Source organism: Marichromatium bheemlicum (genome assembly GCF_012276755.1).
Lineage (GTDB): Bacteria > Pseudomonadota > Gammaproteobacteria > Chromatiales > Chromatiaceae > Marichromatium > Marichromatium bheemlicum.
In genome coordinates, this window is record NZ_JAAXKX010000025.1 from 1 (window position 1) to 19,171 (window position 19,171).

Below are 19,171 nucleotides of genomic sequence, written 5' to 3' on the forward strand. Positions count from 1 at the left end.
AAAGAACACGAAGGTGAATTTTTTTCTTCTTGCTTCTCCCGCGGCTCGGCAAGCCAAGATCGCTGAATGGCCGTGCTCAAGTAACCAGAGCGCATGTAATCCACTGATAACTAGCTGCTTTCGAGCGCCTTTGCGTACTTTGCGACTTTGCGGTTCAACATCCTGGCCGCTGGCCGCTGGCCGCTCACTCCCGTCACGCGGCGTATAATCGACCGAATCCGCATTCGTGAAGGTTGCCGCGATGTCCGTGCCCGCTTTCCCTCGCCTGTTCATGGTGTTCGTCCGCGTCGCGTGGGGGCGTGCTGATGGGTGAGGTCGGGGAGGCGGTCTGCGCCGGGGTGCGGCTGGTCGCGACCGCGGCGGGCGATCTGCTCGCCCGGATCGAGACCCCGCTGGCCGAGGCGTTGGTCTCGGTCCGCCGGGCCCAGGTGCTCGCCTACCGACCGCGCGGTTGCGCCGAGGATCTGCTGTTCGTCGGCAGTCGCACCGCCTTCCGTCCCGGGCGCGAGCGCATGGGCGGGGTCCCGCTGTGCTGGCCCTGGTTCGGGGTCGATCCGGACGGCGGTCCGATCCACGGTTTCGCCCGCACCGCCGACTGGCGGCTGTGCGACTGCGCGCCCCAGCCCGACGGAGCGGTGCGGCTGCGCCTGGTGCCTGAGCCTGCGACCCTCGCCGCCTGGCCGTACCCCTGCGCGCTCTTGCTGGAGATCCGTGTCGGGGCGACCCTGGGGGTGACCCTGGAGACCCGTAACGAGGCCGATCACCCCTGGACGCTTACCCAGGGGCTGCATACCTATCTGCGCGTCGGCGCGCCTGACCGGGTTCGCTTGCACGGGCTCGATGGTCGGTGTTATCTGGACAAGGCGCGGGGCGCGCCGGTCGCGCCATGTCGGCAGCAAGGTCCGGTGAGCGCCGGCGGCGAGGAGGTCAATCGTATCTATCTCGACGCCCCCGGTCCGCTGTGGCTCGACGACCCGGTGCTGGGGCGACGCATCCGGGTGCGCGCGCGCGGCAGCCGCACCTGGGTGGTGTGGAACCCGGGCGCGACCGAGATCCACCGTTTTGCCGACGACCTCGCGCCCGAGGACGCGCACCGCTTCCTCTGCGTGGAGACGGTCAACACCGCCTCCGAGACCCTCAACCTGGCGCCGGGCGCGGCAAGCCGCATCGGTGCCGACTACCAGATCGAGACCCTGTAGCGCCGATGAGCCAACCGATGAGCACCGAACCCGTCACCGAGAGTCACTGGCAGGACTGGCTGGCCTGGGCCGCCGAGACGGGTGTCGAGGTGCCCGATACCCCCGTCTTCGCGCGCGCCCGCGCTGCGGTGTGGGACGGCAGCGAGTTCGTCGCGCTGGAGGTACAGCGTCACCCCGAGATGTTCGCCGAGCTGCTGGCCAGCGGCGATCTCTTCCGCACCTATGGGCCGGGGGATCTCGATCGCGCGTTGACCCAAGCGCTCGCCGGGGTCGACGACGAACAGGCGCTGGCGCGCGCGCTGCGGCTGTTCCGGCGCCGCGAGCAGGTGCGCATCGTGTGGCGTGATCTCAGCGGCGAGGGCGCGCTCGAGGAGGTGCTCGAGGACCTCTCCGAGCTTGCCGACTGCTGTATCCGGCAGGCGCTCGCCAAGCTCCAGACGTGGACCCGGGCCGAGCTGGGCGTGCCCTGCGATGCCGAGGGTCGCGCCCTGGAGATGGTGGTGCTGGCGATGGGCAAGCTCGGCGCGCGTGAGCTCAACCTCAGCTCCGATATCGATCTCATCTTCGCCTTCCCCGAGCGCGGCGAGGTCCGTGACGGGCCGCGCGCGCTCAGCAACGAGCAGTTCTTCACCCGGCTCGGTCAGCGCCTGGTGCAGGCGCTCGGTCAGCAGACGGTCGATGGCTTCGTGTTCCGCGTCGACACCCGACTACGCCCCTTCGGCGATTCAGGTCCGTTGGCGATGTGTTTCGACGCCATGGAGGATTACTACCAGTCGCAGGCGCGGGAGTGGGAGCGCTACGCGATGATCAAGGCTCGGCCGGTGTGTGGTGACACCGAGGACATCGCCCTGCTCGAGGCGATGCTGCGCCCCTTCGTCTACCGCCGCTATCTCGACTTCGGCGCGATCGAGTCGCTGCGTGAGCTCAAGCGACTGATCGCCAAGGAGCTGTATCGGCGTGGCATGGATGCCAACATCAAGCTCGGTCCTGGCGGTATCCGCGAGATCGAGTTCATCGGTCAGGCCTTCCAGCTGGTGCGCGGGGGGCGCGACCCCGAGCTGCAGATTCGCCCGATCCGCGAGGTGCTGGCGCTCCTCGAGGTGCGCGAGCTGTTGCCGGCCGAGGCGGTCCGCGAACTCGATGACGCCTACTGTTTTCTGCGTCGGGTCGAGAACCGGCTGCAGGCCTGGCGCGACCGCCAGACCCACACCCTGCCCGAGGAGCCGCTGGCGCGCGAGCGGCTGGCGCGGTCGATGGGCTTTGTCGATTGGGCGGCCTTCGCGCCGGTCCTGGCGGCGCATCGTGATCGGGTACAGCGTCACTTCGACGAGGTCTTCGCACCACCGAGTGGTGAGGACCAACCCGCCGACCACGAGCACGAGGACCAGCTGGCGGCGCTGTGGCGCGGCGAGTACGACCGTGAGCGGGCCTTGGTGGTGCTTGCTGAGTCCGGTTTCTTCAGCCCTGAGTCGGCACTGGCGCATCTCGACGCCTTTCGCGATACCACCGAGCGTAAGGTGAGCCGTCGTGGCAGTGAGCGTCTGGCACAGTTAATGCCACTGGCGTTGCCGATCGTGGCCGCCAGTGAGCACGCCGACCTCGCCCTGGAGCGAGTGTTGCGGCTGCTCGAGGCGGTGATGCAGCGAACCTCCTATCTAGCGATGCTGGTCGAACATCCCTGCATCATTGCGCAGCTGGCGCGTCTGGCCGGGATGAGCCCCTGGTTCACCGATCGACTGGCACGCCAGCCGCTCCTGCTCGATGAGATGATCGACCCGCGTCGGCTCTATGCGCCACTGCGCCGTGAGGAACTCGACGAAGAACTCGATGTGCTGCTCGGCCCGCTCGACCCCGAGGACCTCGAACAGCAGATGGAGCGGCTGCGCCAGTTCGCACAGGGCAATATGTTGCGCGTCGCCGCCGCCGACCTCACCGGGGTGATCCCGTTGATGGTGGTCAGCGACTATCTCACCGAGATCGCCGAGGTGACCCTGGCGCGCGCGCTCGACCTGACCCTCGCCCACCTCTGGGCGCGCCACGGTCGTCCCACCGCGATGCCTGGGGCAGGATCGGGCTTCCTGGTACTCGGTTACGGCAAGCTCGGCGGCATCGAGCTTGGCTATGGCTCCGATCTCGACCTGGTGTTCATCCACGCCAGCGAGTCGATGACCGCGATGACCGATGGTGCGCGCGAGATCAGCAACGAACAGTTCTATGGTCGTCTCGGCCAGCGCCTGATCCATCTGCTGACCACCCGGACCCCGGCCGGTATCCTGTACGAGGTCGACATGCGGTTGCGTCCGGACGGTGGTAAGGGGATGCTGGTGCGCTCGATCGGGGCCTTTGCCCGCTATCAGGCCAACGACGCCTGGACCTGGGAGCACCAGGCACTGGTCCGTGCCCGGCCGGTTGCCGGTGACCCCGAGCTAGCGCAGCGCTTTCTCGAGGTGCGCCGCGAGATCCTGTGTCAGCGCCGCGATCCCGAGCGGCTGCGGTGCGATGTGCGCGAGATGCGCGCGAAGATGCGTGCCAATCTCGATCGTAGCGGTGGCGGACGTTTTGACCTCAAGCAAGGTCCAGGCGGTATTGCCGATATCGAGTTTATGGTTCAATACTCCGTACTGCGCTGGGCTGCCGATCATCCGGAGCTCGCCGATTGGACCGACAACGTCCGCCTGCTCGAAACCCTGGCACGCATCGACCTGCTGCCAGGAGACACCGCTGAGAATCTCGCCGAGGCCTACAAGGTCTTACGTGCCGCCTATCATCGCAGCGCCCTGCAGGAACAGCCCAAAACCATCGCCGACGACCAGTTGCTGGACGAGCGGGCGCGGGTGCGGGCGCTGTGGTGCGAGCTGATGGGGGAGTGCGACTAGCGGGCCGCCCACGCATCCCATACCCTGAGCCCTGATGCCGGACTACCGGCGCTCGGGCGGGCATCTTCGCCTGCCCCGAGGTGCTCGGGGGAACGTCCGGCGACGCAGTTGTCGCCGTTTCGACCGACGGCTGGAGCCCGTCGGGCTATCGACCGATCCGGCGCACAGGGATGGTGCCGCGGATCGGGATCTTGCGGGCGCGCCGCGGTTCCGTCGCCGGGCGCAGGACCGACAGACGCGCCAGTCATTGGGGTGTCGAGACGACCCGACCGAGTCGGGTATCGCCGCGCACATGTGTTATCAGGGTTCGTGCCACGGACCGATCCGGGGGCCCGGACCCTCATTATGGTGACTGACCCCATGCGGGGGCCGGTCGATACGGAGCAGAATATGACGACGATGGCGGACCGCGACGGTCTGATCTGGCTGGATGGTGAGATGGTGCCCTGGCGCGAGGCCCAGACTCACGTACTGACCCATACCCTGCACTACGGCATGGGTGTCTTCGAAGGGGTTCGCGCCTATCAGACGGATCGGGGCACGGCTATCTTCCGGCTCCAGGACCACACCAACCGGCTGTTCAATTCGGCGCACATCCTCGGCATGGAGATGCCCTGGGATCGTGACACCATCAATGAGGCGCAGCGCGCGGTGGTGCGTGAGAACGGTTTCGAATCGGCCTATCTGCGCCCGATGTGCTTCTACGGACCGGAGGGGATGGGGCTGCGTGCCGACAATCTCAAGGTGCACTGTGTGGTCGCCGCCTGGCCTTGGGGCTCCTACCTGGGTGAGGAGAACATGCGCAACGGCATCCGTGTGAAGGTCTCCTCCTTCACCCGCCATCACGTCAACATCACCATGTGCCGGGCCAAGGCCAACGGCAACTACATGAACTCGATGCTGGCGCTCCAGGAGGCGCAGCGTGACGGTTACGACGAGGCGCTGCTGCTCGACGCCTCGGGCTGTGTGATGGAAGGTAGTGGCGAGAACGTCTTCATCGTCCGCGACGGCGTGCTCTACACCCCGGACCTGACCTCGGCGCTCGACGGTATCACCCGTCGTACCGTGATCGCCCTGGCCAAGGCGTTTGGTATCGAGGTGGTGGAGAAGCGCATCACCCGCGACGAGGTCTATATTGCCGACGAGGCCTTCTTCTCCGGCACCGCCGCCGAGGTGACTCCGATCCGCGAGGTCGATGGCCGGGCGATCGGCGCCGGTACCCGTGGGCCGGTCACCGAGCGACTGCAGTCGGCCTACTTTGAACTGGTCCATGGCCGCGACGAGGCCCGTGCCGACTGGCTGACCCTGGTCTGAGTGCAATCTGCGTCGCGTCCATCGAGGGCGCGGCGCCCACGATCACGGAGGTTCGATCCATGGCCGATCCCGCTACCCGTCAACCCCAGGAGGCGGCACCGATCGCGGTCACCCGCGCGCAGCTGCCGCTCGCCTGCCCGCGCCCGGAGACCCCGGTATGGAACCTCCATCCGCGGGTCTATCTGCCGATCGCCGACGCCCCGGACGGGGAGGTCACCTGTCCGTATTGCGGCGCGCGCTATCGTCTTGCCGACTGATTGATTCCGCCCCGCCATGGTGTGGCGGGGCCCCTCTCGCCGTTCAGCGCGCGGCGCGCTTCTCCCGCCGTTTCAGCCACACCTCCAGCCCTTGGGCATTGAGCCCGATGTCGACCGCGAGCAGCTCGCGTAGCCGTGTCTCCGCGAGGCCGATGCCGTGTGCGCGCGCGCTACTGACGAGCCAGTCGCCAACCGCTCGGGTGAGGCGCTCACCACGCTCGGGGTCGTCGTGCCCCTCCTCGGCGAGCGCCAGCTCGGCCAGTGCGCGGATACTCTCGCGCAGCATGCCGACGAGTTCACCGGGTCGGTCGATGCGACCATAGTGGGTCAGATACATCGACCTGGGTTCGAGTGCCAGCAATTGATCGATGGTCTCGAACCAGGCCTCGGGGTCGAAGGCGACGGGGGTGGTCGGGGCGAACAACCAGGGACCGGCATCGCTGTCGAGTTCGCGATAGGAGATGCCGAAGGTGTCGCCGGTGAAGATGCCGTGGGTGAGCGAGTCGAGGATGCAGCCGTGGTGGTTGGCATGCCCCGGGGTGTCGAGGAAGGTCAGGGTGCGCGCGCCGAGCTGGAAGGTCTGACCGTGCTCGGCAATGATCACGCGTGACTCGGGGACCGGGCGCAGGGTGCCGTAGTCCTTGACGAAGTCCTCCTCACCATAGACCGCGGTGGCGCCGGCGATCAGCCGCTCGGGGTCGATCAGGTGGGGCGCGCCACGTGGGTGTACCACCAACCGTGCCTCGGGGCAGGCGGCCATCAGCGAGCCACTGCCGCCGGCATGGTCGAGATGGACATGGGTGGGGATGACGTAGTCGACCTCGTCCGGACTCAGCCCTAGCTCGGCGATGACCTCGAGCAGCATCGGGACCGTGTGATCGGTACCGGTGTCGATGAAGGCGAGGTGGTCGTCCGAACGGACTAGATAACAGGCGGCCAATCCATGGCGATAGAGGCCAGTCTCGATGCAGTAGACGTCTTCGGCGATCTGCTGGAAGGGGGCATGCGACATGGGGTCTCCGTTCCTTCTCCTGACGATGGGCCAGCGCCCGAGTCTAACGGCTTCATCGGTTGGCAGCTACCAGCCGCCAGCCTCCAGCCTCCAGCCTCCAGTCGTCAGTCGTCAGCCGTTTGAACCGCAAAGCCGCAAAGAGCGCGAAGGTGAATTGTGCTGCGCTGTCCTCTTGCTGTTTGACCTCACGACCTGTGCGTGCCTGTCATCCACTGATAACAGGCGACTGGCTGTTTTCGAGATCCTTGGCGCACTTCGCGACTTTGCGGTTCAACGTCCTGGCTGTGAGCCGTGAGCCGTGAGCGGCCAGCGGATTGGACCGCAAAGCCGCAAAGAGCGCGAAGGTGAATTGTGCTGCGCTGTCCTCTTGCTGTTTGACCTCACGACCTGTGCGTGCCTGTCATCCACTGATAACAGGCGACTGGCTGTTTTCGAGATCCTTGGCGCACTTCGCGACTTTGCGGTTCAACGTCCTGGCTGTGAGCCGTGAGCCGTGAGCGGCCAGCGGATTGAACCGCAAAGTCGTAAAGAACACGAAGGTGAATTGTGCTGCGCTGTCCTCTTGCTGTTTGACCTCACGACCTGTGCGTGCCTGTCATCCACTGATAACAGGCGACTGGCTGTTTTCGAGATCCTTGGCGCACTTCGCGACTTTGCGGTTCAACGTCCTGGCCTCCAGCCGCCGCCGCCAGCCGCCAGCCGCCAGCCGCCAGCCGCCAGCGAATTGAACCGCAAAGCTGCAAAGAGCGCGGAGATTCAAGTTTCGGGCGATCGGCCTTCAGTCGCCAGCGTGTGTGCGCCTTCGACCACGGCACCGCCCGCTGTCAGCCGTGGCGCACGATCCAGGTATCGATCGTTGAGTGCAGCGCCGCTGGCGGCTGAAGGCTTTTCTCCCTTCGCGCCCTTGGTGTCTTGGCGGTTCAATCTTTTGGCCGCTGGCTCGCCTTGCGCCGGGCTCATTGCAGGGCCTCGGTGATGGCGCTCCTGAGTTGTTCGCGGGTGAAGGGCTTGGGTAGCGTCGCCCGCACGCCCATGAGTTCGGCCGATTCCAGGTTGAACTCCAGGCTGATGGCGCGCCGTCCCCCGGAGATGGCGATGACCGGTATGGTGTTGCCTCGTCTGTTCTGCTCCATGATGAGTTCGATGCCATCCATTTCCGGCATCAGGATGTCGGTGATGATGAGCTGCGGACGATCGTGCTCGATGTGCTCGAGTGCCTCTTTGCCGTTGCTGACGGCGCTGACCTCGTAGCCCTCGCGACGCACCATCTCTACGAGCATGGTGCGAAAGAGGTCGTCGTCGTCGACGATCAGGATCTTGGTCATGGCGCTTCTCCTGTGGCGGTGGGCGGCGCGGTGGTATCGGGGTGGGAAAGGCGAGGTAGATCGATGAGAAAGCGGGTGCCGCTGCCGAGGGTGCTCTCGACCTCGATCGTTCCCTGTAGCTTGGTGACCAGCCCGTGCACGACCGATAGCCCCAATCCGCTGCCCTTGCCGGGTGCCTTGGTGGTGAAGAAGGGGTCGAAGACCCGCTCCAGGGTCTCGTCGTTCATACCTTCACCATCGTCTTCGACCCTGAGTCTGATCATCGCGCCGGCCGCGGTGGCGATGGGCTGGATGGCGACCTGGATACTACCTGGTTGGTCGCCGATGGCGTCGGCGGCATTGATGCAAAGATTCATCACGATCTGCTGCAGCTGGCTCGGCTCGGCCAGGACCCAGGCGTCTCGGTTGGGCGGCGCAAATGCGAGCTGGATGGTCGCCGGTAGCGAGACACGCAGTAGCTTGAACGTTTCCTCGGTCAGTGAGACCAGTTCGACGGCGCTCGGGGTGTCGGCCATTGCCCGTGCAAAGGTGAGCATGCGAGCGATCAGATCGCGCGCCCGAAAGCTCGCCTGTTGGATGTACGCGAGGTGATGGCGGCCCGCAGAGTCGGCGGGGAGTTCGTCGCCGAGCAGTTCGCTGAAGCCGAGGATGGCCCCGAGGATGTTGTTGAAGTCGTGGGCGATACCGGCGGCCAGGGTGCCGATCGCCTCCAGGCGGCGCGATTGCTCGAGACGGGCGTTCACAATGGCCTCGGCGCGGCGTTCGAGCTGCTCGCGGAAGGCGAGGCTGTAGGCCATGTAGGCCTCCATCAGCGGGGCTGTGATCTGCCCGGCGACCTGGCTCAATGGCAAGTCGGGATGGTCGTGGGCGAGTTGGATAAGTGCCTCGTGATGGAGTTCTCCGACCTCCTCAAGAGGCACGGCGCGGGCGATCAGGGTGCGTCCGAGGTCGGCCGCCTCGGCTAGCGCCGCTTCCGAGACCAGTGGGTTCTTGGCGAAGACGGCGCGGTGCAACAGTTCGGTGTAACGCTGGCCGAGTTCCCCGGTGTGTTGTGGTGCTTTGGGTTCAGGCATGGCGATAGATGAGGATGCCGGCATCATCGTGCCCGTCGGCCCAGCGCTCGATGAGCTGTTCGGCGAGCTGGTCCGAGACCGTGGCATCGTCGAGACCGTTGAGGACCTTGGCGCTCTCCTGGATCCCGTCGGTGAACAGGGTCAGCCAGTCGCCGACGGTGATGGTGAACGACTCGGCGCGCAGATCCCGGTAGCCCGCGCCGACGATGCCGCGAGCGCTGCTCAGGCGTCGGATGAGGCCGCTGTGGGCGATGACGCTGCGGATGTTGCCGACGGCGGCATGGCGGAGTCGGTCGAGTTGGGGGTGGATGTCGACGATGGCGAGCGCGGCGCCCCGTGTGTCCCGCAGGGCCTGATCGCAGGCGAGGAAGATGTCCTCAAGGTGGTGATCGGGCATGGCCGCGACCTGGGCGATGGCCGCGCTGGCTGCGACTTCAGCCTCGTGCCCGTGGCCCAGGCCGTCGGCAAGCGCCAGGCGCAGCCGATCGGGTCGTGTCCACCAGCCGAGCTGATCACCACAGTGCAGCTCGTTCGGGTGTGAACGCAGCGCTTGACCGATGCACGGGTGGGGGAACGGAGGGGTCAGCGCCATTTGACCGCCCTGACTCGGGTGCCGTGGCCCGGCACGGAGTCGATGTCGCAAAGATCCATCAGACGGTCGACGCCGGGCAGTCCACAGCCGAGACCGCCGGCGGTGCTGTAGCCATCGGTCAGCGCGAGCGCCAGGTCACCGATGCCCGGTCCGTGGTCCTCGGCCAGCAGTTCGATCCCGGTGCGCATGCCGGTGAGCGGGGCGACCTGTAGTTGGCCGCCGCCGGCATGGATCAGGAGATTGGTCGCCAGCTCGGACGCGGCGGTGGCGAGGGAGTAGGCCGCGCTGCGGCTGAATGCCATGCGCTCGGCCAAGGCGCGGACTGCGCGGCAGATGGCCGCGACATCGGACTCGGTATCGATGCGCATGCTAATGGCGACGATGTCGGGGTCGGGGGGCGAGGGCGCCGAAGGGGGTGTGTATCGGTCTGAATGCATGTCACCGCCTGGAGTCATGGTGGGGTGGTCACAATGGCTTCTGCAGGGCGATGGTGATCCGGGTGAGTCCCGGCATCGACTCAATGCCGAAGTCATCGACCAGGCGCCGTGTGCCGGGTAGGCCGGCACCGAGCCCGCCGCTAGTGCTATAGCCGTCGGTGAGCGCCAGGGTGGTGTCGGGGATCCCCGGGCCGTGGTCCTCGACCAGGACGCGGATGCGTCGGTATCTGGCGTCCGAGGTATCGCTGATCTGGCAACTGCCCTCGCCGGCGTACTGGATGACGTTGCGGGTCAGCTCGGAGACGGCGGTGGCGAGCCGTGTCTGATCGGCCTTGCCGAAGCCGAGACGCTCGCACAGGGTCCGGGCGGCACGCCGTGCGGTGACGATATCCGTCGGCGTGCGGATCGGGATGAGTTCACTGGCAAAGGCCTCAGTCATCCTCGTCCTCGTCGATGTGAATGTCGCCACGGGTGGCGATACGACGGTTGAGGATCTCCAGCCCCTGTTCGAGGTTGAATGCGCAGTTGGCGCCGAGCAGGTCACGTCCCATCTCGATCAACGTCATCGCGACGAACGGCTGAACGCCGCAGATCACCACCTCGGCGCCGAGGAGTCCGACCATGCAGGCGGTGTCGTTGATGACGCGCGCCATGTAGGAATCGACCACGTCCAACGCAGTGATGTCGATCGCCACACCGAGCGCCTCGATCTCGGCCACGCGTTCGACCAGGTCCGACTGGAATTGCATGGCGTCGTTGTCGGTCAGGTCGTCCTGGATGGAGACCAGCAGGATGCGTCCCAGTCGCAGGATCGGGATCTTCATGAGTGTCGATCCTCGATCGGGCCGATGCGCAGTCCAATGAGCTGCAGCGCCTCGGCGATGCCCGCGCGCAATGTGGCGCGGCTGAGCACGTCGTCGAAGCGGATGCCGAGCTTGGTAAGGGTCTGTGCGCCCTCCGGGCTGATGCCGGTCATGACGATGCGGGTGCCGAGCAGGCAGGCCGCGTCGATCGTCTTCATCAGGTGTTGGGCGACGCTGGTGTCGAGGATCGGCACGCCGGTGAGGTCGATGATGGTGACCCGCGCCTCGTGATGGGCAATCGCCTCCAGCAGTCGCTCGGTGACCTGGCGGGCCCGGATGGTGTCGATGACCCCGACCAGCGGCAGCAACAGGATGCGGTTCCAGAGGCGTAGTACCGGGGTCGAGAGTTCGAGTAGCGACAGGCTCTGCTGGGTGATGATCTGTTCGCGGACCTCGACGAAGGCGTCGAAGGTGCTGAGCGTCAGCCCATCGAAGACGCGGTCGAGCCACAGCAGGCCATCGACCTCCGGGGGCGTGGTGGAGGTGACCAAACGGGCCGTGATCAAACGCTTGAGCGTGAGTAGCAGGGCGACCGTCTCGTTGGCGCTGCCGCCGTGGCGCGCCTGGTCGCTGACGAGCTGACGCAGGTGATCGGTCAATGAGTCGGTTGGACCGAGGGTGAAGTCCTCCGACGGTGGCTGTTCGAGGGCATCGAGGATGCCCTCGAAGATGGCTCGTAGGTGGTGTCCCGGAGGCGGTGGCGCTGCGCTGATGGGCGAGGATGGCGGTGGCAGCATCGCCTTGACGCGTTCCAGCCAGGCCGTGAATAGCGCGTTGCGTTGGTCTTGTAAGAGGTGTCCGAGTGCGTTCGTCATGGTATTCGGGGCGTTTTGTCGGCGGCGCTATCTCGGCCTGGCAGTGTCGCGCGCGGGTTGGTTCTCGGGCGCCAGGGCCGGTTGCTAGAAGAGTTCTATGCGTGGTTCGTTCGGGTCCTCTGCCGCTTGGCTGGTCTGCGAGCGGGCATGGTTTGCCTCGCTGCGCAGATAGTCATCGAACACCGCCCGGAGCTGGTTTGGCAATTGCGTGGGATCGTCATCGGCGTTGATCAAGACGCTGGCGCGGTGATTCAGAGTGGTGCGGATGCGCTCCAGTCGCTGGCCGGTGACGTCCTGGTACTGCAGCAACCCGAGGATGTCCGAGATCTGGGTTGCCAGGCTGGTGTTGTGATGGGTGATGACCGAGAACAACACCTTATAGAACTGGCGTACGTCCTCGTAGTTGTCGCGGAGTCGATGGATCGACTCGACCGCCTTGCTCGCTTGCTCTAGCTGTTCCTGGGAGCCCTCGAGTAGGGTGAACTGGAGGTTCCGCTCGACGTTTTGGAGCGCGCGGTTGAGCCCGTCCTCGATGGTGTCGGCCGTTTCGGTGGCGTGGTCGGCCAGCGACTGCACCTCGCCGGCGACGACGGCGAAGCCGCGTCCGGCCTCGCCCGCCCGCGCCGCCTCGATAGCGGCGTTGAGTGCGAGGAGTCGTGTCTTCTTGCTGATCTGCTTGATCGAGCTGGTCAGTCCGCCGAGTTGGCGGATGTCGTGGAGGACCTTCTCGATGGCCTCCATGTCCGCCTGGATGCGCGTGGGTAGCTCTTGTACCAGGAGGGCGATCTCGGTGATGTCCTCGAGCCTGCCGGAGATGTCCTCTTCCATCGACTTGGCATTGCCCGTGGACTTCTTCAGATAGTCCAGCAGATGGGCCGCGTCGGCATTGAGCTGGCTGGTGCGCTCGATGACGTTGAGCGTCGAGGCCTCGGTCTCGGCGACCGTTTCGCCGAGCTGTTGCTCGATGGCTTGGTCCTGCTCGACCGTGAGCGCGCGCGCCTCCTTGTCCCCCTGTGCCTGTTGCTGGCCCTGGCGAAGCTCCTGGATCACCCGGTCCCAGGTCTGGCACAGGGCGCTGTTGACGCGGAAGCTGAAGCGAAAGAACACCAACCCGGCGATGAAGTTGGTGCCGAGCACGGCGCCGCCGAAGATCAGCGCATGGATGAGCGCGGCGTTGGAGCCGGCCGTTTGCAGACCAAGGTTCAACCAGTCGTGGGTCAGGTACACCAGGATGGTGATGGCGAGGCTGCCGAGCAGGTTGATCCAGCCCATGGTGCGCCGCAACATGCGGGCCTGCGCCAGATTCGCATCGATCACCACTTGGTGTTGGTTGGTGATGGGCATCGTCTGAGGTCCTCAGGCCCCCGGCAGTACCTGTTTGATGACCTTGATCAGATCGGCCCCACCCACGGGCTTGACCAGCCAGCCGGTCGCGCCGAGCTTCTTGGCCTCGTCGCGCTTGGCCTGTTGGCTCTCGGTGGTGAGCGCAAGGATGGGGGTGAAGCGCATGCCGGGCAGGGCTCGCGCGTTGCGGATGAAGTCGATGCCGCCCATGTTGGGCATGTTGATGTCGGTGAGGATGAGGTCCGGCTTGATCCCGGACTTGAGCTTGGAGATCGCCTGGACGCCGTCGCCCGCGGTCTCCACGGTGAAGCCGGCGATCTCCAGGCTGGCTTTGAGGCTCATCACCATGGTTGCCGAATCGTCTACAACCAGTATCGTCTTGGACATGGTCTTGAACTCCTCATGGGGTCAGGGCCGCCTTGATCCAGGCGGCCAGCGGCGCATGGCGTGGCCAGGCCGAGATCCTCGGCCGTGCGGCCATCAGGACCTGGAGGTTGGCGGCGTGCAGATGGGTGCAGGCGGATAGATTGATCCGTCCACGTGGGTGTTTGATCAGCCAGTCGAGTAGTACCTCGGCGTCCTCGACGGTCATCTGCTCACTGACGACCACGGTTACCTTCTTGAATGCGAGTGCCATCAGAGCAGCTCCCTCGGGTTGAGCACTAGCAGTACCGAGCCATCACCGAGCAGCGCGGAGCCGGCGTAGCCGCCTAGCCCGGCGAGGATTCCGGTGAGAGGCTTGAGGATGATGTCGATCGTTTCCCGACAGTCGTCGACGATGATGCCGAGAGGGTCCGGGCCGATGCGGACCACCAGCACGGCGAACTCGTCGTCGCCGTTGGGGGCCTGCTCGATGGTGAGTCCCAGCAGGTCGTTGAGTGTGACCAGTGGCACCAGGCGTCCGCGCAGCACCGTGGTGAGACGGCGCTTGATGGTACGGATGTCGTTGCGCGCGACCCTGACGGTCTCGGCGACCGTGTCCATCGGGACGCCGAAGCGCTGCCCGGCCGACTCGATGATCATGACGTTGGTTACCGCCATCGATAGCGGTAGCGAGAGTTGCAGTCGGGTGCCCTGGCCGAGCTGGCTGTGAAGCTCGACGGTGCCGTTGACACAGGCGATGGCGTTGCGCACGACGTCCATGCCGACGCCCCGCCCGGACAGGTCCGAGACCTGTTCGGCGGTGGAAAAGCCCGCCGCGAATACCAGGTTGATTGCCTCCTGATCGGTCAATCGTTCCAGCTCGGGTTCACCGATGAGGCCGCGCTCGTATGCCTTGCGCCGAATCCGCTCCGGGTCGATACCGCGACCGTCGTCGCTGATCTCGATCACCACCCGGTCGGATTCCTGGCGGGCGGAGATGGTCAGCCGTCCTTCGCTCGGCTTGCCGGAGGCGCGGCGCTCGGCAGGGGACTCAAGGCCGTGGTCGAGGCTGTTGCGCACGATGTGCACCAGCGGGTCGGCCAGGGCCTCGATGATGTTCTTGTCGGCCTCGGTCGACTCGCCCTCCATCACCAGCCGAACCTCCTTGCCGAGTCTGCGGGCGGTATCGCGGACCAGACGCGGGAAGCGCTGCAGCACGAATGAGACGGGCATCATGCGAATCTGCATGATGGCGTCCTGCATCTCCTCGGCGATGCGGTTGATGATTCCGTACTGTGCCTTGATTTCACGGGCCAGCTCGCGTGTCCCGAACACCTCCTCGGCGCGGTTGGCGAGATAGGGCAGGGCATTCTTGGTGACTACCATCTCGCCGATCAGGTTCATCAATCGATCGATCTTGACCTGATCGACCTTGAGTGTGTGACCGGCCAGTCGGTCCTCGGCGCGGCGACCGAACTTGATCGGCTCCTCCGCCTCTGGCGCCTCAGGGCGAGCGGCGGTGGCTGTGGTCGGTGGGGGGGCGGCGGCCGGGAGCTGGGTGTCGCCGAGACGCTGCTGTTCGTCGAGCCAGTGTAGTAGAGGCTGTGAGGACTGAGAGGCGTCGGCCGAGTGCAGGGCTTGCTGTAGTGCGTCGCGATCCACCGCCTGGCCGATGCTGGCGAAGGCCGCCTCCAGGGTGGTGGCGACCGCGCGCAGTCGCCCGCTCAGCCACGGCGGGTTGTCGGTCAGTCCGAGGATCTCGCGCTGGGCCTCCAGTACGACGTTGAAGGACCAGGCTGTTTCGGCATCGGGCGGTGGCTCGGATGAGGGGGCTGGTGCAATGCTCGGCGCTGGCGGCTGCAGCGGGACGATCTGTACTTGCTCCGGGATGTAGCGGAAGTGCTCGTGCAGCGCCTCGGCTGGGGTATTCAGGATCGCTTCGAAGCGCAGGATGCAGCGATAGGCGTCGAGTTCGTCCAGGGGGGCCCAGTCCTCGCGGCTGCTCACCCGGCGCCAGTAGGGTTCGCCAAGCTGCAAGACCTGGTGGAAGGGGTCCTCGCCCTTGAAGAAACACTCCTCCTCGGGTTCGTAAGTCAGCCAGCACAGTGGTTCGCCGGCCTCGAGGCGTTGGGCCAGTTCCTGCTGGATCCTGCTCGGGAGCGATTCGAACGGTATCGCCGCAGGTGTTGGGGAGGGCGCTGGCTCGGTCTCGGTGGCGGTTGGTGTCGTGGCCTGGGCAGCGGCGAGCAGGCTTCGCAGCGCATTGGCGAGTTCGAGTGCGTCGTTGGCGTGTCGCGCGGTATTCGGTGGCGCCGACTCGGCACTGTCGCCGATCTCGTCGATCAGGGCGAGCACGAAGTCCATTGCCTCCAGCAGCCTGTCGGCCACCGGGCGATCGAAGGGCCGTCTCCCATCGCGTACCGCGTCCATCAGGTCCTCGGCGGCATGCAGGACACGGGTCATCTCCGGCAGGTCGAACAGTCCGCTGTTGCCCTTGAGGGTGTGCACCAGGCGGAAGAGTTCGCCCATCAGGGCGCTGTCATCGGGGGTGTCCTCGAGCTGGAGCAGGCGTTCACCGATGGTCTGGAGGATGTCTCGCCCCTCGGTGATGAATTGATCGAGCAGTGGGTTCATGACGGCGCTCCCCGGCCGTTCGATGTCATGCCGAGCAGCGTCAGGACGTGCGAGGCGAGCCGTTCGGGTCTGACCGGCTTGACGATATAGAGGTTGGCGCCGGACAGGAAGGCGAGCTTCTGGTCGTTGGCGCCGGCCTCGGTCGAGACCATGATCGCCGGCGCCTGTGGCATGTCCTTGCCGCGCAGCTCGCGCAGGAAGCCATAGCCGTCGAGCTTGGGCATGTTGATATCGACCAGATAGAGGTCGAAGTCACCCTCGGCCACCCGTTCCAATGCCTCGAGGCCGTTGACTGCCTCGCTCACCTCGAAGCCCAGCTCTTCCAGGATGCTGCGGTGATAGAGCCGCACCGTCGCGGCGTCATCGATGACCAGGATCCGCTTCATCGGGCCTCCCAGGGTTTCTGATAGACGATCGCCTCGGGGAACTTGCGTACCCGGAACAGCGACGAGATCCGACTCATCGATTCGGAGTGACCGAGACAGATGAAGCCGCCCGGGTTGAGGGCGTCGTAGAAGGACTCGGCGGTCTGCTTGCGCGACAGGTCGTCGAAGTAGATCAGCAAGTTGCGACAGAAGATGATGTCGAAGTGGCGGTGTCTGCGCATGTCCGCGGCGTCGCTGACGTTCACCCGGGTGAAGTCGACCGCCTCGCGCAGCTCCTGATCGATCAGGTAGTGATCACCGTCGCGTCTGAAGTACTTGGCCAGCAGCGACGGTGGCAGGTTCTGTATCGAGCGGTGGGTATAACGACCGCGTCTGGCCTGGTTCAGGATCTCGGTGTCGATGTCGGAGGAGACGATCTCGATGTCCCAGTCGTCGAGCCGTGGCCAGTGTTCGAGCAGATAGATGGCGATGCCATAGGGTTCCTCGCCTGACGAGGAGGGCACCGACCAGATCCGCAGCGCACGTTGTTGCCTCGTGTGCGTGACGATCTCCTCCAGCATCGAGTCGACCAGACAGCGGAACTGGTACTCCTCGCGGAAGAAGTAGGTCTCGTTGACCGTCATCGCGTTGATCAGTGTCTGCAGCTCCTCGCCGGAGGCTTGGAAACGCACCATGGTGAAGTAGGCGCGAAAGCTCTCCGAGTCGGTGGCATCCATCCGCTCGAGCAGGCGCTTGTCGACGAAGTAGCGCTTGCTGTCCTCGAACAGCATGCCGGTCTTGCGGTAGAAAAATTCCCGGAACTTGCGGAAGTCCTCGTCGCTGATCATGCGCGCCTGTGTCATCCGGGGTCAGCCTTGTGCGATGCGTTTCAGGGCCAGATCGGCGGCGAACTGGATATAGGGTTCGTCGACGAAACGGGCCTTGAGCGCGTGCAGGGTCGGAACCGCGCGTTCGGAGCCGACCTCGCCGAGCAGGTCGACCGCGGTGGCGCAGACGTTGACGTGTGGGTCCTCGGCGATGACGCGGATGAGCCATTCCTCGACGCGGGGGTGGCGCAGCGACTCGAGTACGTCGACGGCAAAGATGCGCACGTCCGGGTCGTCATCCTTCAGCAGCTGCTCCATGACCGGGGCGACCTCGTCAGGGAGCTGCTTCATCGCTTCGATGGCGGCGTTGCGCAGCATGGCGTCCTCGCTGCGCAGACACTCGGTGAGGCCGGCGACCGCGATCTCGTCGCCGAGTCGGGTCAGTGTCGTCAGGATCACCTGGCTGACGCTCGGCTCGGTCTCGATCCTGAGTCGGTCGACCAGGGCGCGTGACGCGTTCGGGTGGGCGGCCAGATCGCGTGCTGCCCAGCGGCGCGCGAGCGGATCGGCCGCGGCGAGCGCGCTCAGCAGCCCAGGGAGATCGCGTGCCAGACGGCGCTCGTCATCGCTGGATGGCGCTGTCGGAGCGGGTTTCTTGAGTGCCATGCCATCGTGCTCCGCGGTTGGTTTGGGGGGCGTGGTCGCCGAGGCCCCGATCTCCCGTCGTCATGCGACCTCGCTCGTGGTCGGCGCTAGAGGGGGGGCGGTGGTCGTCATCGGCTTAGCGCTCCACCCAGATCTGCACTTGGTCGGCGATGCGCTCGACCGGCAACACCAGGCTCGCGCCACCGCGCGAGATGAGTTCGGCCGGCATGCCGAATACCACCGCGCTCTCCTCCGACTCGGCGATGGTGCGAGCGCCGCGCTGTTTGAGTTCGGTGAATGCCTGGGCGCCGTCGTGTCCCATGCCGGTCAGCATCACCGCGACCACCCGGGCCGGGTCGCAGTGCTCGAGTACCGAGCGTCCCAGTAGCTCGACCGACGGGTGCCAGAGCTTGGTCGGGTCCTCGGGGCGGGCTAGCGCCGTCAGCCTGCCGCCGCGTCGTGCCAGGACCATGTCGGCGCCGCCCTTGCCGATGTAGATGTTGCCGGCGACGACTGCGGTGGGGCGACTGACCTCGGAGACCGTGAGCTGGCAGAGCAGGTCCATGCGCTCGGCGAAGGGGTGGGTGAAGCTTGGCGGCATGTGTTGTGCCACCAGCACCGGCCAGGGAAAGTCGGCAGGGAGTCTGGGGAGGATGTCCTCGAGGGTGCGTGGGCCGCCGGTCGAGACCCCAATCACCACGATGCCGCTGCTACTGCTCGAGGTGTCGTCGGGTGTTGCCCTGGTCGGTTTGGTCCGGGGGCGTAGGGCGCGTGCCGGGGCGTCGCCTCGGATACGTGCGGCTAGCCCGCGGGCGGTGCGGATGCGTGCGCGTGATGCCGCACGGACCTTGGCGACGATCTCGGCCTCGATCTCGATCATCGACAGCGAGATGGTGCCGCCGGGCTTGGGGATGTAGTCCACGGCGCCGAGGTTGAGCGCCTCGAAGGTGGCGATGGCCCCCTTCTCGGTCAGCGAGGAGACCATCACCACCGGGACCGGCCGCTCGGCCATCAGCAGCGACAGCGCGGTCAGCCCGTCCATCTCCGGCATGTTGATGTCGAGCGTGACGACGTCTGGGGCGAAGTCGATGTTCTCGGCGACCGCCTCTCGGCCGTTGCGGGCGACGCGGATCTCGAAATCGCCCTCGGCCTGGAAGAGGGCCTTGAGCTGGCGGCGCATCAGCGCCGAGTCGTCGACGATCAACAGCTTGATCACGTGAACTCCTGGTC

Annotated in this window: 21 protein-coding genes; 4 read left to right on the forward strand and 17 right to left on the reverse strand. The window is 65.8% G+C overall.

Annotated elements, in window-relative coordinates; genetic code table 11:
• Positions 1–273, reverse strand: a 273-nt coding sequence (locus HF203_RS16130) for a hypothetical protein (RefSeq protein WP_210424794.1), incomplete at its 3' end; no start/stop codon positions are given.
• Positions 274–305: 32 nt separating this feature from the next.
• On the opposite strand from HF203_RS16130, the gene HF203_RS13910 reads away from it, so the two are divergent.
• The 4 genes from HF203_RS13910 to HF203_RS13925 all read left to right on the forward strand — a co-directional run bounded on the left by HF203_RS13910 (position 306) and on the right by HF203_RS13925 (position 5,646).
• Entirely contained in the window at positions 306–1,199 is an 894-nt protein-coding gene (locus HF203_RS13910; protein ID WP_168670709.1) for a D-hexose-6-phosphate mutarotase, read from the forward strand.
• Positions 1,200–1,216: 17 nt separating this feature from the next.
• Positions 1,217–4,075 carry a bifunctional [glutamate--ammonia ligase]-adenylyl-L-tyrosine phosphorylase/[glutamate--ammonia-ligase] adenylyltransferase gene (gene glnE / locus HF203_RS13915; RefSeq protein ID WP_425483211.1) on the forward strand — a complete coding sequence of 953 codons (2,859 nt, stop codon included), beginning with the start codon at positions 1,217–1,219 and terminating at the stop codon, positions 4,073–4,075.
• Positions 4,076–4,465: 390 nt separating this feature from the next.
• Positions 4,466–5,389 (forward strand): branched-chain amino acid transaminase, encoded by a 924-nt coding sequence (locus HF203_RS13920; RefSeq protein ID WP_168670711.1) that lies wholly within the window; start codon positions 4,466–4,468, stop codon positions 5,387–5,389.
• 59 nt (positions 5,390–5,448) lie between these two features.
• Positions 5,449–5,646, forward strand: coding sequence for a zinc-finger domain-containing protein (locus HF203_RS13925; protein WP_168670712.1), 198 nt, complete (start codon positions 5,449–5,451; stop codon positions 5,644–5,646).
• Between the two features lie 43 nt (positions 5,647–5,689).
• Here HF203_RS13925 and HF203_RS13930 read toward each other — a convergent pair whose 3' ends face one another.
• The 16 genes from HF203_RS13930 to cheB form a co-directional block, all read right to left on the reverse strand.
• Positions 5,690–6,658 carry an MBL fold metallo-hydrolase gene (locus HF203_RS13930; protein ID WP_168670713.1) on the reverse strand — a complete coding sequence of 323 codons (969 nt, stop codon included), beginning with the start codon at positions 6,656–6,658 and terminating at the stop codon, positions 5,690–5,692.
• 956 nt (positions 6,659–7,614) lie between these two features.
• A complete protein-coding gene (locus tag HF203_RS13935; protein WP_062275779.1) occupies positions 7,615–7,983 on the reverse strand; it encodes a response regulator in 369 nt (122 codons plus the stop codon).
• Positions 7,980–9,056 (reverse strand): sensor histidine kinase, encoded by a 1,077-nt coding sequence (locus HF203_RS13940; RefSeq protein ID WP_168670714.1) that lies wholly within the window; start codon positions 9,054–9,056, stop codon positions 7,980–7,982. Before HF203_RS13940 ends, HF203_RS13935 begins: the two co-directional genes overlap by 4 nt.
• Positions 9,049–9,648, reverse strand: a complete 600-nt coding sequence (locus HF203_RS13945; RefSeq protein WP_168670715.1) for a SpoIIE family protein phosphatase — start codon at positions 9,646–9,648, stop codon at positions 9,049–9,051. Before HF203_RS13945 ends, HF203_RS13940 begins: the two co-directional genes overlap by 8 nt.
• Positions 9,639–10,016 carry an anti-sigma regulatory factor gene (locus HF203_RS13950; RefSeq protein WP_246221795.1) on the reverse strand — a complete coding sequence of 126 codons (378 nt, stop codon included), beginning with the start codon at positions 10,014–10,016 and terminating at the stop codon, positions 9,639–9,641. The genes HF203_RS13945 and HF203_RS13950 overlap by 10 nt, the downstream gene beginning before the upstream one ends.
• Positions 10,017–10,113: 97 nt before the next feature.
• Positions 10,114–10,524: an anti-sigma regulatory factor gene (locus HF203_RS13955; protein ID WP_168670717.1), complete on the reverse strand. Its 411-nt coding sequence runs from the start codon at positions 10,522–10,524 to the stop codon at positions 10,114–10,116.
• A complete protein-coding gene (locus HF203_RS13960) occupies positions 10,517–10,909 on the reverse strand; it encodes an STAS domain-containing protein (protein WP_062275770.1) in 393 nt (130 codons plus the stop codon). The genes HF203_RS13955 and HF203_RS13960 overlap by 8 nt, the downstream gene beginning before the upstream one ends.
• Positions 10,906–11,763 (reverse strand): STAS domain-containing protein, encoded by an 858-nt coding sequence (locus HF203_RS13965; RefSeq protein ID WP_168670718.1) that lies wholly within the window; start codon positions 11,761–11,763, stop codon positions 10,906–10,908. The genes HF203_RS13960 and HF203_RS13965 overlap by 4 nt, the downstream gene beginning before the upstream one ends.
• A gap of 84 nt (positions 11,764–11,847) precedes the next feature.
• Positions 11,848–13,107, reverse strand: a complete 1,260-nt coding sequence (locus tag HF203_RS16280) for a methyl-accepting chemotaxis protein (RefSeq protein ID WP_168670719.1) — start codon at positions 13,105–13,107, stop codon at positions 11,848–11,850.
• Positions 13,108–13,119: 12 nt separating this feature from the next.
• Positions 13,120–13,494 carry a response regulator gene (locus tag HF203_RS13975; protein WP_062275764.1) on the reverse strand — a complete coding sequence of 125 codons (375 nt, stop codon included), beginning with the start codon at positions 13,492–13,494 and terminating at the stop codon, positions 13,120–13,122.
• Between the two features lie 13 nt (positions 13,495–13,507).
• Positions 13,508–13,744 carry a hypothetical protein gene (locus HF203_RS13980; RefSeq protein WP_168670720.1) on the reverse strand — a complete coding sequence of 79 codons (237 nt, stop codon included), beginning with the start codon at positions 13,742–13,744 and terminating at the stop codon, positions 13,508–13,510.
• Complete coding sequence (locus HF203_RS13985; RefSeq protein WP_168670721.1) at positions 13,744–16,104, reverse strand: chemotaxis protein CheA; 2,361 nt, start codon at positions 16,102–16,104, stop codon at positions 13,744–13,746. The genes HF203_RS13980 and HF203_RS13985 overlap by 1 nt, the downstream gene beginning before the upstream one ends.
• Positions 16,101–16,490 (reverse strand): response regulator, encoded by a 390-nt coding sequence (locus HF203_RS13990; protein ID WP_168670722.1) that lies wholly within the window; start codon positions 16,488–16,490, stop codon positions 16,101–16,103. Before HF203_RS13990 ends, HF203_RS13985 begins: the two co-directional genes overlap by 4 nt.
• Positions 16,487–17,332, reverse strand: coding sequence for a CheR family methyltransferase (locus tag HF203_RS13995; RefSeq protein ID WP_168670723.1), 846 nt, complete (start codon positions 17,330–17,332; stop codon positions 16,487–16,489). Before HF203_RS13995 ends, HF203_RS13990 begins: the two co-directional genes overlap by 4 nt.
• A 6-nt stretch (positions 17,333–17,338) precedes the next feature.
• Complete coding sequence (locus HF203_RS14000; RefSeq protein WP_168670724.1) at positions 17,339–17,962, reverse strand: HEAT repeat domain-containing protein; 624 nt, start codon at positions 17,960–17,962, stop codon at positions 17,339–17,341.
• Between the two features lie 115 nt (positions 17,963–18,077).
• Positions 18,078–19,157 (reverse strand): chemotaxis-specific protein-glutamate methyltransferase CheB, encoded by a 1,080-nt coding sequence (gene cheB, locus HF203_RS14005; RefSeq protein WP_168670725.1) that lies wholly within the window; start codon positions 19,155–19,157, stop codon positions 18,078–18,080.
• Positions 19,158–19,171 lie beyond the last annotated feature (14 nt).